The 15197-nt window shown below is 64.2% G+C and carries 15 protein-coding genes; 9 read left to right on the top strand and 6 right to left on the bottom strand.

The window, feature by feature from the left end; translation table 11 throughout:
- Positions 1-60 precede the first annotated feature (60 nt).
- The 7 genes from RRX38_RS08665 to RRX38_RS08695 all read left to right on the top strand — a co-directional run bounded on the left by RRX38_RS08665 (position 61) and on the right by RRX38_RS08695 (position 6932).
- Positions 61-2115, top strand: coding sequence for a S9 family peptidase (locus RRX38_RS08665; protein ID WP_315962246.1), 2055 nt, complete (start codon positions 61-63; stop codon positions 2113-2115).
- 80 nt (positions 2116-2195) lie between these two features.
- Positions 2196-2669, top strand: coding sequence for a Crp/Fnr family transcriptional regulator (locus RRX38_RS08670; protein WP_295478345.1), 474 nt, complete (start codon positions 2196-2198; stop codon positions 2667-2669).
- 57 nt (positions 2670-2726) lie between these two features.
- On the top strand, positions 2727-3092 hold the full coding sequence (locus tag RRX38_RS08675; RefSeq protein WP_295478342.1) for a YajD family HNH nuclease: 366 nt from the start codon (positions 2727-2729) through the stop codon (positions 3090-3092).
- Positions 3093-3223: 131 nt separating this feature from the next.
- The gene (locus RRX38_RS08680; protein ID WP_315962247.1) at positions 3224-4981 is read left to right on the top strand and encodes a copper resistance system multicopper oxidase; all 1758 of its coding nucleotides are present in this window, start codon (positions 3224-3226) and stop codon (positions 4979-4981) included.
- Positions 4978-5901: a copper resistance protein B gene (locus RRX38_RS08685; protein WP_410524877.1), complete on the top strand. Its 924-nt coding sequence runs from the start codon at positions 4978-4980 to the stop codon at positions 5899-5901. Before RRX38_RS08680 ends, RRX38_RS08685 begins: the two co-directional genes overlap by 4 nt.
- A 98-nt stretch (positions 5902-5999) precedes the next feature.
- The gene (locus RRX38_RS08690) at positions 6000-6500 is read left to right on the top strand and encodes an RNA methyltransferase (RefSeq protein ID WP_295478336.1); all 501 of its coding nucleotides are present in this window, start codon (positions 6000-6002) and stop codon (positions 6498-6500) included.
- A gap of 66 nt (positions 6501-6566) precedes the next feature.
- On the top strand, positions 6567-6932 hold the full coding sequence (locus tag RRX38_RS08695; protein ID WP_315962249.1) for a DUF2892 domain-containing protein: 366 nt from the start codon (positions 6567-6569) through the stop codon (positions 6930-6932).
- Between the two features lie 5 nt (positions 6933-6937).
- On the opposite strand, the gene RRX38_RS08700 is transcribed toward RRX38_RS08695, so the two are convergent.
- On the bottom strand, positions 6938-7384 hold the full coding sequence (locus RRX38_RS08700; protein WP_315962250.1) for a YcgN family cysteine cluster protein: 447 nt from the start codon (positions 7382-7384) through the stop codon (positions 6938-6940).
- Positions 7385-7583: 199 nt separating this feature from the next.
- On the opposite strand from RRX38_RS08700, the gene RRX38_RS08705 reads away from it, so the two are divergent.
- Positions 7584-8177: a nitroreductase family protein gene (locus RRX38_RS08705; protein WP_295478327.1), complete on the top strand. Its 594-nt coding sequence runs from the start codon at positions 7584-7586 to the stop codon at positions 8175-8177.
- Positions 8178-8408: 231 nt separating this feature from the next.
- Here RRX38_RS08705 and RRX38_RS08710 read toward each other — a convergent pair whose 3' ends face one another.
- The 5 genes from RRX38_RS08710 to gvpU form a co-directional block, all read right to left on the bottom strand.
- Positions 8409-9341 (bottom strand): D-2-hydroxyacid dehydrogenase, encoded by a 933-nt coding sequence (locus tag RRX38_RS08710; protein WP_315962251.1) that lies wholly within the window; start codon positions 9339-9341, stop codon positions 8409-8411.
- A 91-nt stretch (positions 9342-9432) separates the two neighbouring features.
- Complete coding sequence (locus tag RRX38_RS08715) at positions 9433-9726, bottom strand: YcgL domain-containing protein (RefSeq protein WP_295478321.1); 294 nt, start codon at positions 9724-9726, stop codon at positions 9433-9435.
- 11 nt (positions 9727-9737) lie between these two features.
- Positions 9738-10856, bottom strand: coding sequence for a ribonuclease D (gene rnd, locus RRX38_RS08720; RefSeq protein WP_315962252.1), 1119 nt, complete (start codon positions 10854-10856; stop codon positions 9738-9740).
- A 148-nt stretch (positions 10857-11004) separates the two neighbouring features.
- Positions 11005-12696 carry an NAD-dependent malic enzyme gene (locus RRX38_RS08725; protein ID WP_295478315.1) on the bottom strand — a complete coding sequence of 564 codons (1692 nt, stop codon included), beginning with the start codon at positions 12694-12696 and terminating at the stop codon, positions 11005-11007.
- Between the two features lie 391 nt (positions 12697-13087).
- The gene (gvpU, locus tag RRX38_RS08730; protein ID WP_295478312.1) at positions 13088-13552 is read right to left on the bottom strand and encodes a gas vesicle accessory protein GvpU; all 465 of its coding nucleotides are present in this window, start codon (positions 13550-13552) and stop codon (positions 13088-13090) included.
- A gap of 579 nt (positions 13553-14131) precedes the next feature.
- Between gvpU and RRX38_RS08735 the strand changes: the two genes are divergently transcribed.
- Positions 14132-15163: a methyl-accepting chemotaxis protein gene (locus RRX38_RS08735; RefSeq protein ID WP_315962253.1), complete on the top strand. Its 1032-nt coding sequence runs from the start codon at positions 14132-14134 to the stop codon at positions 15161-15163.
- Positions 15164-15197: the final 34 nt, after the last annotated feature.

The raw sequence follows: 15197 nt of genomic DNA on the forward strand, positions 1-15197 counted from the left end.
TAACGGCTTTTCACCGCCCCGGCGCGCCCGGGATGTGAACCACGTTCAAGAGAGCACGGCATGTCTTCTATCGCTACTCCCGTTACCCCTCCGGTGGCCCGCAAGGGCGACGGTGCAGACCCTTACGCCTGGCTGCAGGAACGCGACACCAGCGAGGTCCTCGAACACCTGAAGGCCGAGAACGCCTACCTCGATCAGAACCTGGCGGACCAGCAGGCACTGCGCGAAACCCTGTTCCAGGAGATCAAGGGCCGCATCCAGGAAACCGACCTGTCGCTGCCCTCGCCCTGGGGGCCGTACCTCTATTACACGCGTACCACCGCCGGCGACGAATATGCTCGCCACTACCGCTGCCCGCGTCCGGCAGGCAATGGCTGCGAAGCCGACGAAAGCCAGGAGCAACTGCTGCTCGACCCCAACCAACTGGCGGCTGGCGGCTTCCTCTCGCTGGGCACCTTCAGCATCAGCCCCGACCACCAGCGTCTGGCCTACAGCCTGGACACCTCGGGCGACGAGATCTACCAGTTGTTCGTCAAGGAACTGGGCACCGGCGAAGTCCGCGCCCTGCCCTTCGAAAACTGCGACGGCAGCATGACCTGGGCCAACGACAGCCAGACGCTGTTCTTCGGCGAGCTGGACGACACCCACCGTCCCTGGAAGCTCTACCGTCACCGCCTGGGCGACGCCTCGGCCACCGAGGTATTCTGCGAGCCGGACGGACGTTTCTTCCTGCATTGCGGGCGCAGCAGCTCCGAGCGCCAGTTGCTCCTGCAACTGGGCAGCAAGACCACCAGCGAAGCCTGGGTACTGGATGCCGACCAGCCGCAGCAGGCCTTCACCTGCCTGGCGCCGCGCGAGGAAGGCCATGAGTACGACGTCGACCACGGCCTGCTGAACGGCCAGTGGACCTGGTTCATCCGCAGCAACCAAGACGGCATCAACTTCGCCCTGTACCAGGCGCCGGCCACCTCCATTCCCAAGCGCAGCGACTGGAAGCCGCTGGTGCCGCACAGCGATACGGTGATGCTCGACGGCCTGACCCTCAACGCCAAGGCCCTCACCCTGAGCCTGCGCGAAGGCGGCCTGCCGGTCATCGAGGTGCGCCCCGAAGGTCTGCCGGCCTATCGCGTGCAACTGCCTGATGCCGCCTACAGCCTGTACGTGCAGGACAGCCTGGAGTTCGACAGCGACCGTATCCGCCTGCGCTACCAGTCGCTCAATCGCCCAGCGCAGGTGCGCCAGCTGCTGCTGGCCAACGGTGAGCAGCAGGTGCTCAAGCAGACCCCGGTGCTCGGCGAATTCGACGCCGATGCCTACGTCAGCCAGCGCCTGTGGGCCACCGCGGCCGACGGCACCCAGATACCGATCAGCCTGGTGATGCGCCGCGACCGAGTGGGCCAGCCAGCGCCGCTGTACCTGTATGGCTACGGTGCCTACGGGGCCAGCCTCGACCCGTGGTTTTCCCATGCACGCCTGAGCCTGCTCGACCGCGGCGTGGCCTTCGCCATCGCCCATGTGCGCGGCGGTGGCGAGCTGGGCGAAGCCTGGTACCGGGCCGGCAAGCAGGAACACAAGCACAACACCTTCGGCGACTTCATCGCTTGCGCCGAACACCTGATCGCCTGCGGCGTCACTCGCGCCGATCAGCTGGTGATCAGCGGTGGCAGCGCCGGTGGCCTGTTGATCGGCGCAGTGCTCAACCAGCGCCCCGAACTTTTCCGCGCAGCGATTGCCGAAGTGCCATTCGTGGACGTGCTCAATACCATGCTCGACCCGGACCTGCCGCTGACCGTCACCGAGTACGATGAGTGGGGTAATCCCGAGGAGCCCGAGGTGTACGCACGCATCAAGGGCTATGCGCCCTACGAGAACGTGCAGGCCCAGGCCTACCCGGCGCTGCTGGTGATCGCCGGCTACAACGACAGCCGCGTGCAGTACTGGGAAGCCGCCAAGTGGGTCGCCAGGCTGCGCGAACTGAAGACCGACGCCAACCTGCTGCTGCTCAAGACCGAGCTGGGTGCCGGACATGGCGGCATGAGCGGGCGCTACCAGGGCCTGCGCGATGTCGCACTGGAATACGGCTTCGTGTTCAAGGTACTCGGCCTGACCCCTTGAATCCCGGCCGCCTGCCCCGCCGTTCGGGGCAGGCATGGCCACGCGGCCCTCTACAGGATCAACCGGAACAAGACCGAACCATGTCCGAACCGTCCAACCTCAATACCGCGATCTACGACATGCTGCTCGACTGCGGCCTGTTCGACTCGCTGCCGCCAAGCGACCTGGCCAGTGTCGCCGGCTATTTCAGCATCACTGACTTCACCCGCGACCAGGTGATCTTCAACGAAGGCGATGCCGGCACCTTCATGTGCATCATCCACCAGGGCAGCGTGGTGGTGCGCAAGCTCAACCCCGATGGCAAGCCGGTGGACATCGCCACCCTGCGCCGCGGACGCGCCCTGGGCGAGATGGCGGTCCTGGACGGCGAGCGCCGCTCGGCCAGTTGCATCGCGGCCAGTGACTGCCAGTTGCTGACCCTGGGCCGCGACTCGCTGGACAAGATGATCGAGGAAATGCCCAAGATGGCCGCACGGATCATCCGCGCCCTGGCCATCTCGCTGTCCAAGCGTCTGCGCATGGTGGATGGCCAATTGCTCGCACAGCAGGTGTGAAACACGCCGCCAGCGACTAGACTGGCGGGGTATTTCTTTTTCGCATCAGGCACGCCCATGACCACCCCGTCGAACACCTCCAAACTGGACCGCATCCTTGCCGAAACCCAACGCGAACGCGAAAGGGGCTACCGGGAAAAGGCCCTGCGCATGTACCCGCATGTCTGCGGTCGCTGCGCCCGGGAGTTTTCCGGCAAGCGCCTGAGCGAGCTGACCGTGCATCACCGTGACCACAACCACGACAACAACCCGCAGGACGGCTCCAACTGGGAGCTGCTGTGCCTGTACTGCCACGACAACGAGCATGCCCGCTACACCGACCAGCAGTATTTCAGCGAAGAGTCGCTGAGCACGCCGAAGATCGCCAAGGCCACGCACAACCCGTTTGCAGCCCTGGCCGGGTTGATGAAGAAGGACGACTGATCGAATTCGCAGCGTCTCGCGCCGCCACCTCGCCCGTGCCGGTGAGCTGACACAAATGTAATCACCCGCCCCGGCCCCGTGTGGCATCGTCCCGTCCGACGCATCGCTTGCGAAGGACGGACTTCACCGCCATGGCTTTCAATACTTCACGACGCACCTTCGTTCAGGGCCTGGCGGCCGGTAGCCTGCTGGGCGGCCTGGGCCTGTGGCCGCTGCCCTTGCGCGCCGCCGGCAATACCGCACTGCAGGAACTGCGCGGCAACGAATTCGACCTGTGGATCGGCGAGACGCCGGTGAACCTTACCGGCCAGCCACGCACCGCGCTGACCGTCAACGGCGGCCTGCCCGGCCCGCTGCTGCGCTGGCGCGAGGGCGACACGGTGACCTTGCGGGTGCGTAATCGCCTGAACCAGGACACCTCCATCCACTGGCACGGCATCATCCTGCCGGCCAACATGGACGGCGTGCCTGGCCTGAGCTTCGCCGGCATTGCCCCCGGCGGGCTGTATGAATACCGCTTCAAGATCCGCCAGCACGGTACCTACTGGTACCACAGCCATTCCGGCCTGCAGGAACAGGCCGGCGTCTACGGGCCACTGATCATCGACGCGCGCGAACCGGAACCCTTCGAGTACCAGCGCGAGCACGTGGTGATGCTCAGCGACTGGACCGACGAACAACCCGCCACCCTGCTGCGCAAGCTCAAGCAACAGGGCGACTATTACAACCGCCACCAGCGCACCCTGGGTGACTTCATCGACAACGTGGGCCGCGATGGCTGGCAGCAGACCGTCGCCGAGCGGCGCATGTGGGCCCAGATGCGCATGAACCCCACCGACATCGCCGACGTCGGCGGCGCCACCTACACCTACCTGATGAATGGCCTGCCCCCGGGCATGAACTGGACCGGGCTGTTCACGCCGGGCGAGAAGGTGCGCCTGCGCCTGATCAACGGCTCGGCGATGAGCTACTTCGACCTGCGCATCCCCGGCCTGAAGATGACCGTGGTGGCTGCCGACGGCCTGCACGTCGAACCGGTGGTCGTCGACGAGCTGCGCATCGCCGTGGCGGAAACCTTCGATGTGATCGTCGAGCCGAGCGCGCCGGCCTACACCCTGTTCGCCCAGGCCATGGACCGCAGCGGCTTCGCCTGCGGCACCCTGGCCAGCCGCCGCGGCCTTCGCGCGCCGCTGCTGGCGCTGGATCCGCGCCCACTGTTGAGCATGAGCGACATGGGCATGGACCACGGCGAAATGCCTGGCATGCAGCACGACAGCAAGCGTCGGGACAGCATGACACACGGCGCCATGGCGAATATGGATCACGCCGCCATGGGCCACACCGGCATGAGCCAGCCCTCCACGTCCATCGACCACCCGGCCAGCGAAGCCGACAATCCGCTGGTCGACATGCAGGCCAGCCACCCCACCGCCAGGCTCGACGATCCCGGCATCGGCCTGCGCGACAACGGCCGGCGGGTGCTGACCTATGCCGACCTGCGCAGCACCTTCGCCGACCCCGATGGCCGCGAGCCGACCCGCACCCTCGAACTGCACCTCACCGGGCACATGGAAAAATTCGCCTGGTCGTTCGACGGCGTGAAGTTTTCCGATGCCGAGCCGCTGCGCCTCACCTACGGCGAGCGGGTACGTATCGTGCTGATCAACGACACCATGATGACCCACCCCATTCACCTGCACGGCATGTGGAGCGACCTGGAAGACGAGCACGGACGCTTCAAGGTACGCAAGCACACCCTCGACATGCCGCCGGGCACGCGGCGCAGCTACCGGGTCAGCGCCGATGCCCTGGGCCGCTGGGCCTATCACTGCCACCTGCTGTATCACATGGAAACCGGCATGTTCCGGGAAGTGAGGGTCGAAGAATGAAGCGCATGCCCGTCTGGCGCGGCCCTACCCTGCTGCTGGGTGCCAGCCTGGCGCTGTTGCCGCCTTGCGGCGAAGCGGCCATGGACCACGCCGGCCACATGGATATGGGAGCACCACCGCTCGGCAGCGTCGCAGCGCCCGCGCATGCCGATCACCCGATGCCTGCGGCAGGACAGCCTGATGCGCACGCCGGCCACCACGCTCCGGCCGAGCCTGGCGCACCCTCCCCGGTGCCCGCCCTGACCGACGCCGACCGCGCGGCGGTGTATCAGGACCCCGCCGGTCACCGCATGCACGACGACGCCTGGCGTCATCAGCTGCGGATGGACCGCCTGGAATGGCAAGACGCCCGGCATGGCAGTGCACTGGCGTGGGACCTCGACGGCTGGGTCGGTGGCGATATCAACCGCCTGTGGCTGCGGTCGGAGGGCGAACGCAGCCAGGGCCGCACCGAGCACGCCGAGGTGCAGGCGCTCTGGGGCCACGCGATCTCACCCTGGTGGGACCTGCTCGGCGGCCTGCGCCAGGATTTCCAGCCCGGCAGCCCGCAAACCTGGGCAGCACTCGGCATTCAGGGCACGCCGCTGTACGGACTGGAAACCGAGGCCACCGCCTACCTGGGCGAAGGCGGCCAGACCGCGCTGCGCCTGGAAGCCGAGTACGACCTGCTGCTGACCCAGCGGCTGATTCTGCAGCCCATGGCCGAACTCAACCTGTACGGTCGCAATGACCCGGCGCGCGAAGTCGGCACCGGCCTGGCCGACAGCGAGCTGGGGCTGCGCCTGCGCTATGAGCTGCACCGCGAATTCGCACCCTATGTCGGGGTGACCTGGAAACGCCTGCATGGCCAGAGTGCAGAGCTTGCGGATGATCCACGCAGCGAGGCGCGACTGGTGCTGGGGGTGCGATTCTGGTTCTGAGTCACACAGCCTTCGCGAGCAAGCTCGCTCCCACAGGAGTCCGCAGGCGCTGAAAGTATTGCGTATACTGCCGGGCTTTCTTCCAGAGCACCTTCACCGTGGGCAACAAACGCTACGCCTGTATCGGCCTGTACAACCCCAAGTCACCGGAAAACGTCGGTTCCGTGATGCGCGCCGCCGGCTGCTACGGCGCCGCCTCGGTGTTCTACACCGGCAAGCGCTACGAGCGGGCTCGGGATTTCGTCACCGATACCAAGAAGATCCACCAGGACATCCCGCTGATCGGCATTGAAGACCTGCGCCAGATCCTGCCCCTGGGCTGCACCCCGGTGGCCGTGGAACTGGTCGAAGGCGCCCGCCCGCTGCCCGAGTACACCCACCCGGACCGCGCGCTGTACATCTTCGGCCCCGAGGACGGCTCGCTGGACCAGGAAATTCGCGACTGGTGCGAGGACGTGGTGTACATCCCCACCGAGGGCTGCATGAACCTCGCGGCAACGGTCAACGTGGTGCTCTACGACCGCCTGGTCAAGGGCAACAACACCCGCTCCGGCCCGCAGTTCGGTCGCGACAAGCTGGCACCTTCCGGCAGCCAGTGACGCAATTGGCGGGAACGGTCGACAGGCCTGGCAGTCAGTTGTGATTCAACAGACTGGAGAGCCATCATGAGCGAGACCCCGATCATCGAACGCATCGACCGTCCACTGCCCGCCCCGCGTCCCGAGCAGAACGTACAGGGCTGGGAACGCATCACCTCGCTGGCTGGAGGCGTGGCACTGATGGGCAAAGGGGTGCGCCGCGGCGGCCTGCTGGGCCTGGTGCAGTTGGCCCTCGGCGGCGCGATACTGGCACGCGGCATCACCGGCCACTGTTCGGCCAAGAGCCTGCTGGAAAAGGGCCGCCAGGACCTGTACAGCGCACGCTCCGACATCGAACGCGCCGGCGCCGAGCTGCATGACCTGAAGAAACAGGCCGAGAAGGCCGCACCGAAGATCGTCGACGCGATCACCGAACCCAAGACTGGCGTCTGACCCCCTCAGCCGGCGCGGAAGATCAGGTAATCCTCCCAGTCCTCCTCGGGCACGCTGTCTTCACTGAGCATGCGACCGGACTGGGAGATGCGCTTGCGGTGCACCGCTTTCGGGTCGCCGCTGACCAAGTGGTGCCATGCCGGAAGGTCCTTGCCTTCGCTGACCAGGCGGTAGCCGCAGGTCGGTGGCAGCCACTTGAATGACTCTGCCTGGCCCGGCGTAAGCTGGATGCAGTCCGGCACCTTCTCGCGGCGATTGGGGTAATCGCTGCAACGGCAGGTCTTCAGGTCCAGCAGCCGACAGGCGATACGCGTGTAATAGACACTGTTGTCTTCCTCGTCCTCGAGCTTCTGCAGGCAGCACAAGCCGCAGCCGTCGCATAACGATTCCCATTCCTGCGGGCTGAGTTGGTCGAGCGTCTTGCGAGTCCAGAAGGGGTCGGCGGAGGTCATGGCGCGGGCAGTGAATCCGGTGCGTGAAAAGGCCGCCAGTCTAGTGGCATGTGTGCAGCGGGCCAAGGGCTGGTCGTCGTTCGTGCCGCTTGTCAGTGACGTCTTGTCGCAGTAGCTTTGGCTGGTTTCCCCCTTCCGATGCCTGCCGACCACGGCCCATCCAAGCCATGCCCTTCAATCGTTCACTCACGGGACAGCCATGAGCACCAATCCTCGCGTAACCGATTTCGAAATCCACCCGCAATTCACCCAGCGCTGGTCGCCGCGCGCATTCAGCGACGCGCCGATTGCGCAAGAAACCCTGCTCAGCTTCATCGAAGCCGCGCGTTGGGCGCCTTCGGCCTACAACTCGCAGCCCTGGCGCTTTCTCTATGCGCGTCGTGGCACCCCGAGCTGGGAGCGTTACCTGGGCCTGTTGAACGAATTCAACCGCAGCTGGGCGCAGCATGCCTCGGCGCTGGTCGTGGTCATCTCCAAGACCACCTTCGTAGCACCCGGCGCCAGCGAAGAGAGCCCGGCACTGTGGCACACCTTCGACACCGGCTCGGCCTGGGGCCTGTTTGCCCTGCAGGCCAGCCTCAGTGGCTGGCATACCCATGGCATGGCCGGGTTCGACCAGGACCTGACGCGCCGCGAGCTGAAGATTCCCGACGAGTACGCCATTCACGCGGTGATCGCCGTCGGCAAGGCCGGCGACAAGGCCAGCCTGCCGGAGTATCTGCAAGGCCGCGAAGCCCCGAGCCCGCGTCGCCCGGTCAAGGAACTGGCCGCCGAGGGTGATTTCAGCCTGTAAGGTGCATTACGGCCCTGCGGGACCGGCTTCAGCCGAGACTCTTTTCGCGGCTGAAGCCAATACTGTTCGCTTAAGCGGCATGTGGCCCGGTGGGAGCGGCTTTAGCCGCGAAAGGGCCAGGAAATTCACTGAATCTGTTGTGAACAGGAGGTCGCTTCGCGGCTGAAGCCGCTCCTACCCGGTCTAACTGGCCAGTATTGCGGCTGAAGCTGCTCCTGGCTGGCTCAGGGCTCAGTAGCCCTTGTTGAAGTCCACCTCGCCGCGCAGCGTTTCACCGGCCTGAAAGGCTCGCAGATTGTCCAGGAACAGCCCGGTCATGGCCGCCGGCGAGGTCGGCGCCGAGCTGTGCCCGGTCAGCAGCAGGCCATAGGCGGTCCAGAACGGATGCCGCTGCGGCAGCGGCTCCTGGCGGCAGACATCGATCACCGCACCGGCCAGCAGGCCATCCTTCAACGCCGCCACCAGGTCCGCGTCGACCACCGCCACACCCCGCCCGGCATTGATGAACAGCGCCGTGGGCTTGAAGCACGCAAACAGTCGTGCATCGTAAAGGTCATGGGTCTGGGGGGTATTGGGCAGCAGGTTGATGACGTAATCCATGTCACCGAGCAGCTCGGGCATGTCCTGCAGGCTGACCACCTGTTCGAAACCCCGCTCCTCACGCGCGGTGGACGCCACGCCATACAGTTGCACGCCGAACGGCTTGAGGAACTGCGCCACGCTGCGACCGATGTCACCGGTGCCGACGATCAGCACCTTGCGCCCGGCCAGGCTCTGGCCCGGACGGTTGTCCCACTTGCGCTCGACCTGGCTCATCAAGCGAGCCAGGACCTCACGTTCGTGCCCGAGCATGTAGGTGAGCATGTATTCGGCCATCACCTGGCCGAAGATGCCCACCGCCCGGCTCAGCCGGTAATCACGCGGCAGGCGCTCGTCCAGCAGCGGGGTGATCCCGGCCCAGGTGGACTGTATCCATTGCGGCTTGCTGCCCTGTAGCAGCAGGCTGGCCAGCAGGTCGGGCTGGCCCAGCCAGACCTGCGCTTGAGGGGCCATCGCCGCCAGCTGCGCGGAGTCGCCGCTGCTGAGAATTTCGATATCGGGTGCGGCTTCCTGCAGCAGACGGGTGTAGAGAAGGTAATCATGTTCGGCGATCAGAACGCGCATGCGGGCAATCCGGGGAGACTTAGACGTCTGGCAAACGGGAATGGGAAGCCTCGCTCGACCGGCGCCGCACGGGTGCCGGGAGCAGGTGAAATCATGCCGGGTCGTTGCGACGCAGCAGCTCTTCAGGCAGGTGTTCGATGTACTCGTCTTCAGGCGGCGGCATCTGCAGGTGGTAACCCTGGTTGTCGAGGTTCTCCAGCACCTTGGCGATGTCCTCACGGGCCAGCTTGCGCTCCGGGGTCAGGACCAGGTCGAAGGCGTGTTGCGGGGTACCAAAGACCGTCAGCAGGCCCTCGGGCACGCGGGTCAGCACGTCGCTCTTGAGCACGTACAGGTACATTTCGTTCTTTTTCGGGCTGCGGTAGATGGAGCAGATACGTTTCAAGGCTGTTCTCCTCAATTGGCCAGGCTGTCGAGCAATGCCTGGCCCATCAGCTCACGGCGCCAGCCACGCAGTGAGTCGGGCAATTGGTAAGGCCCCTGGGGGAAACCGCTCTTGAGCAGCTGCTCCAGGGTTTTCTTGCGCAGCATCAGCTCCGGCGCCATGTCCAGGCGTTCGGCGTGCTGCTGGCCGATGGCGCGCAGCGACTTGAGGATGCCGGAAGCTTCGATGGGCAACGGCTCGGGCAGCGGCTCGGGCCACTGCTGCGCCGGTTGCCTGGCTGCGCCGGCGATCAGTTGCAGCAGGAACTCGCCATCCTGGCGCACGGTGCGCGGGTGCATGTCTTCGATACGCGCCAGTGCCGTGAGGTTGTCCGGCTGGGTGCGGGCCAGCGGCCACAGCGACTGCTCACGCAGGATGCGATTGCGCGGCTGATTGCGCGCCCGGGCCTGCTGCTCACGCCAGGCGCACAGCTCCCGCAGCACCGCCAGTTGCTGGCGCGACAGCTTCCAGGCCAGCTTGGTGTCGCGATAGGCCTCGCGCGGGTCACTCTCGCGACGCAGGTTGGCCACCAGCTCGGCGCCGTCTTCCAGCAACCACGCCTGTTTTTCCTCGGACAGGCGCACCCGCAGCCGCTCGAACAGCTCGGCCAGATGCACGGCATCTTCGGCCGCGTAGCTGATCTGGGTTTCGGACAATGGTCGCTGTAGCCAGTCGGAGCGGGTCTCGGCCTTGGGCAGCTCGATGTCCAGCACCGCCTGTACCAGGCGTGAATAGCCCATCGAGAAACCAATGTTCAGGTAGCCAGCAGCCAGCTGGGTGTCGAACAGCGGCACCGGCAGGCTGCCGGTGAGGCGCAGCAGGACCTCGAGGTCTTCGCTGCAGGCATGCAGCACCTTGGTGACCGAGCTGTCTTCCAGCAGCCTGGCCAGGGGCCGCCAGTCTTCGATCAGCAACGGATCGATCAGCCAGGCGTCATTGGCGTAACCGACCTGCAACAGGCCGGCAATCGGATAAAAGGTGTCGACCCGCATGAACTCGGTGTCGAGGGCGATGAATGGCAGCGACTGCCAGTGTGCACATTGGCGGGCGAGGCTGTCGTCGTCGCGGACCCAGTGAATATCGATGGCCACAAGGCTCTCCCTTGGATAATGGCGCGCAGTATATATCGCCAGCGCCGCTTGACGCGCGCCGGGCTGCAAGTCTTTGGCGGATCTTCATCTGAGCTGGCCGATGGCCAGAGGTGCCGGAGCGCGCTGACGGCGCTCCGGCGAGGGTCGATCAGTTGGAACGACGACGGTAGCTACGGTACTCGGGCACCCAGAAGTTGCGCTCGATGGCGTCGAGCAGATGCTCTTCGGAGGTTTCCAGCGCCAGACCTTCGGCCTGCGCTTCCTTGGCCACCGCCAGGGCGATTTTGCGGCTGACCTGCTGGATGTCCTTGAGCGGCGGCAGTACGGCGTCGCCCTCCCCGGTCACCATCGGCGAGCACTCGGCCAGCGCGTTGGAAGCGGCCATCAGCATCCGGTCGGTAATGCGCGACGCCTTGCAGGCCACTACGCCCAGACCGATACCGGGGAAGATGTAGGAGTTGTTGCACTGGGCGATGTGCACGGTGCGACCGTTGATGCTCACCGGTGCGAACGGGCTGCCGGTGGCGACCAGGGCCTGGCCGTTGGTCCAGGTGAGGATTTCCTCGGGAGTCGCCTCGACCTTGGAAGTCGGGTTGGACAGCGGCATCACCAGCGGTTGCGGGCAGTGCTTGTGCAGCTCGCGGATCACCGCTTCGCTGAACAGACCACGCTGGCCGGACACGCCGATCAGCACGGTGGCCCCCGCGTGGCTGACCACGTCCAGCAGGGACGCGTAGGACTCGCCACCCGTCGCCCAGCCAGCCACGTCGGCAGCCGGTTGCGCCAGGCGTTTCTGGAAGTCCAGCAGGTTGTCCATGCCTTCGGTGAGCAGGCCGAAACGGTCGACCATGAAGATGCGCTTGCGCGCCTCGGCTTCGCTCAGGCCTTCGACCTGCATGGCGGCGATGATGTGCTCGGCGATACCGCAGCCCGCCGAACCCGCGCCCAGGAACACCACCTTCTGCTGGCCCAGGCTTTCCTGCTTGGCCTTACAGGCCGCCAGCAGCGTGCCCACGGCCACCGACGCGGTGCCCTGGATGTCGTCGTTGAAGCAGCACAGCTCGTCGCGGTATTTGTCCAGCAACGGCATAGCGTTGGCCTGGGCGAAGTCTTCGAACTGCAGCAGGACGTCCGGCCAGCGGCGCTGCACGGCCTCGATGAACAGTGCGACGAAGTCCTGGTACTCCTGGCCGGTCACGCGCTCGTGGCGCCAGCCCATGTACATCGGGTCGTCGAGCAGCTCCTGATTGTTGGTGCCGACATCCAGCACGATGGGCAGGGTATAGGCCGGGCTGATGCCACCACAGGCGGTGTACAGCGACAGCTTGCCGATCGGGATGCCCATGCCGCCGATGCCCTGGTCGCCCAGGCCGAGGATACGCTCGCTGTCGGTGACCACGATGACCTTGATACGGTCCTTGGTGGCGCTGCGCAGGATGTCGTCGATGCGGTCGCGGTCAGGATAGGAAATGAACAGACCGCGATGGGTGCGGTAGATCTTGGAGAATTCCTGGCAGGCCTGGCCCACGGTGGGGGTATAGATGATCGGCAGCATCTCTTCCAGATGCGCGTCCAGCAGGCGGAAGAACAGGGTCTCGTTGTTGTCCTGGATCGAGCGCAGGTAAATGTGCTTGTCCAGGTTGCTGGCGCACTGCTGATACTGGCTGTAGACCCGGGTCACCTGTTCTTCGATGGTTTCCACGTTCTGCGGCAGCAGGCCGATGAGGTTGAAATCGATACGCTCTTGCGGTGTGAACGCACTGCCCTTGTTCAGCAGGGGCATTTCGAGCAGGGATGGGCCCGCGTAGGAAATGTAAAGCGGACGGGTGGTGTTGGTCATCTCTTCTTCGCCTTTTCGTCTCTCATTGATTCTGTACAAGACCGGGGCGTACAACCTGGCGTTTCTATTCGATTTTTCGTGCCAGTGATCTCAGGCCATACCGGAGCAATCGGTGATGGGCGCATATATTACTCGCCCTTTGGTGCGGCGCGACATTTTGTCGCGAGAAAACGACATTATTTAGCCATTCATCCTGCCAGCCCCTCATGACCGTCCGAGGACAGCCAGGTGATCGGCGCCTCGAACAACGCGGGCCTGAAAAAAGATGCTGGCGGCGCTGGCGACTTCACGAAGTTTTCACAGCCGATGTTGCATCGTGAAGTCGCTCCCAAGTGTGAACTTAAGCCCGCTCCCCCATCGGCGGGCTTTTCTTTGTCCGCTTGACGGCGACTCAGTGCGTCACGATACGCCCGATGCTGAAGCCTTCCACCGCCGCGATGCGGCCCCGCCATAGCACACCGTTCTCGCAGATCGGACTCTGATCCGAAGAATAGGTCTTGCAGTCCCGCAGATGAATGAAATGAAAGGCGTGGTTGTCGTCCTCGGCCAGTTCACCGGGCTTGAACGACAGGATCATCTCTTTCATCGATTGGTCGGTGCCATTGTGAAACTGGCCGAACGGCGCGGCCAGGTCATCGGCCAGTTGCTCGAAATAGGCGTCATGCCCAATCAGATGGCCGGAAATCAGATTGCCGCCGACCGAGAGGGTTACGCCCAGCTCGACCTTGGTATTGACCACGAACTTCACCAGCCACTGCAGCAACCAGTCGATCTGCCGCCCCTGGGCCTGGAACTGGGCGATCAACTGCTGGTAACCCTGGTCTGGCGCCTGCGCGGTTTGCTCTGCATCGCTCATCTGCAACTCCTTGGCATACATCGGAACTGAGCCCAAGCCGCACACGCGACGGGCAATGAATGGCGCCTCTCGTCGGCTAGGAATTTTCCCAACCTGACGTCAGCACCTGCACCAAGAATAGACAAGCCTGATGACATGCAAGCGAAGGCTGCTGCAAGAACAGCGACTCGCTTCGTATCGCAGACCAAAGACCTGGCAGGCGGTGTATAGGGCACGGGAGCCTGCTCAGGCTCCGCTCGGCGCCTTTTCATGACGAATGATCGAGCGTATCTCGGTTCACCCCGAAATAGAGCCATTAGAACGACCTTCGCAAAACAGGCAAGCGATCGGGCGCTCACTCGCACAGACCACAGGATGAATGCCAAGCAGTAATACTTCTCAAACAAAAGGAAGGAATACTTGCAGGCCAATTACCTTAAAAACTACATTAGCGAAGTCGAGGGCACGGCGACAAACAGCAATTAAAACAGGAAGCACAGACTTCCAGGCCTATGAATAATAATGATGCCACTCGCTCTTTTCTGCACAATTACAGTGCATCGGCTGCCGCCAACTACAACTTATTGAAGCATAAAGAAAATGATCGAGCCCGAACGGATTGTGACCCTGTCGCGTGAAGTGGAGTCGCTCGCGACTCGTGGCGTCAGCGATATACAACTGATTACCCGTCAAACTCGATTGCTGGCGATCAATGCATTGATCGAAGCGGCCCACGCAGGCAAAGCCGGGCAAGGTTTTGCCGTGGTTGCCGAAGAAGTGAAGAACATCTCCGAACAGATTTCCAGAATTGCCAGCGGCCTGACGCAAGACCTGCAAGCTGCCGTCAACGAACTGACCGAACTGGGCCAGGGCATGTGCTTCGATGTACGGGGACAGCGGCTGGCCGACCTGGCACTGAACCTGATCGAAATCATTGACCGCAACTTGTACGAACGCACTTGCGACGTGCGCTGGTGGGCCACCGATGCCTCGCTGGTCGACGCCCTGACCAACCCGACGCCGCAGAGCCGCGCCCACTGCAGCGAGCGCCTGGGGGTCATCCTCGACAGCTACACGGTGTACCTCGACATCTGGGTGGCCGATACCACGGGCACCGTGATCGCCTCCGGCCGGCCCGATACCTTCGGCAAGGTAATCGGCGCCAACGTCAGCGAGACCCCCTGGTTCAAGCAGGCCATACGGCACAGCTCAGGCGACCAGTACTTTGCGGGTGAAGTGTCAGCGGAGCCCCTGCTCAATGGCTTGCAGACCTGTGCATTCAGCGCCGCCGTGCGCAGCAATGCCAGCAAGCACTCGTCGGCGGTCGGTGTCATCGGAATTTTCTTCGACTGGAAGAACCAGTCGGACTCGGTGATCAATGGCGTGCGCCTGAGCGACGAAGAGCGCACCCGCACCCGAGTGATGATGGTCGATGCCAGCCACCGGATCATTGCCAGCTCGGACCCGCAGGCTCCGCTGGGGCAGAGTATCGCCCTCAAGACCCGGTCGGACCAGGCGACCGGCTACAGCACCCTGGCGCAGAACAGCATCCAGGGCTATTCACTGACACCCGGCTTCGAAACTTATCCGGGCATGGGCTGGCTGGGTGTGATCGAACAGCGGCTGCCTTGATCTCATTCCGAAAAACAGGTCGGCTTACATGGCC

Source organism: Pseudomonas sp. DTU_2021_1001937_2_SI_NGA_ILE_001, from assembly GCF_032463525.1.
Classification (GTDB): domain Bacteria; phylum Pseudomonadota; class Gammaproteobacteria; order Pseudomonadales; family Pseudomonadaceae; genus Aquipseudomonas.

What these genes read in the sequence shown, in the direction of transcription:
- RRX38_RS08665 (WP_315962246.1), top strand. Translation starts at nt 61, where the DNA reads ATGTCTTCTATCGCTACTCCCGTTACCCCTCCGGTGGCCCGCAAGGGC.
- RRX38_RS08670 (WP_295478345.1), top strand. Translation starts at nt 2,196, where the DNA reads ATGTCCGAACCGTCCAACCTCAATACCGCGATCTACGACATGCTGCTC.
- RRX38_RS08675 (WP_295478342.1), top strand. Translation starts at nt 2,727, where the DNA reads ATGACCACCCCGTCGAACACCTCCAAACTGGACCGCATCCTTGCCGAA.
- RRX38_RS08680 (WP_315962247.1), top strand. Translation starts at nt 3,224, where the DNA reads ATGGCTTTCAATACTTCACGACGCACCTTCGTTCAGGGCCTGGCGGCC.
- RRX38_RS08685 (WP_410524877.1), top strand. Translation starts at nt 4,978, where the DNA reads ATGAAGCGCATGCCCGTCTGGCGCGGCCCTACCCTGCTGCTGGGTGCC.
- RRX38_RS08695 (WP_315962249.1), top strand. Translation starts at nt 6,567, where the DNA reads ATGAGCGAGACCCCGATCATCGAACGCATCGACCGTCCACTGCCCGCC.
- RRX38_RS08700 (WP_315962250.1), bottom strand. Translation starts at nt 7,384, where the DNA reads ATGACCTCCGCCGACCCCTTCTGGACTCGCAAGACGCTCGACCAACTC.
- RRX38_RS08705 (WP_295478327.1), top strand. Translation starts at nt 7,584, where the DNA reads ATGAGCACCAATCCTCGCGTAACCGATTTCGAAATCCACCCGCAATTC.
- RRX38_RS08710 (WP_315962251.1), bottom strand. Translation starts at nt 9,341, where the DNA reads ATGCGCGTTCTGATCGCCGAACATGATTACCTTCTCTACACCCGTCTG.
- RRX38_RS08725 (WP_295478315.1), bottom strand. Translation starts at nt 12,696, where the DNA reads ATGACCAACACCACCCGTCCGCTTTACATTTCCTACGCGGGCCCATCC.
- gvpU (WP_295478312.1), bottom strand. Translation starts at nt 13,552, where the DNA reads ATGAGCGATGCAGAGCAAACCGCGCAGGCGCCAGACCAGGGTTACCAG.
- RRX38_RS08735 (WP_315962253.1), top strand. Translation starts at nt 14,132, where the DNA reads ATGATCGAGCCCGAACGGATTGTGACCCTGTCGCGTGAAGTGGAGTCG.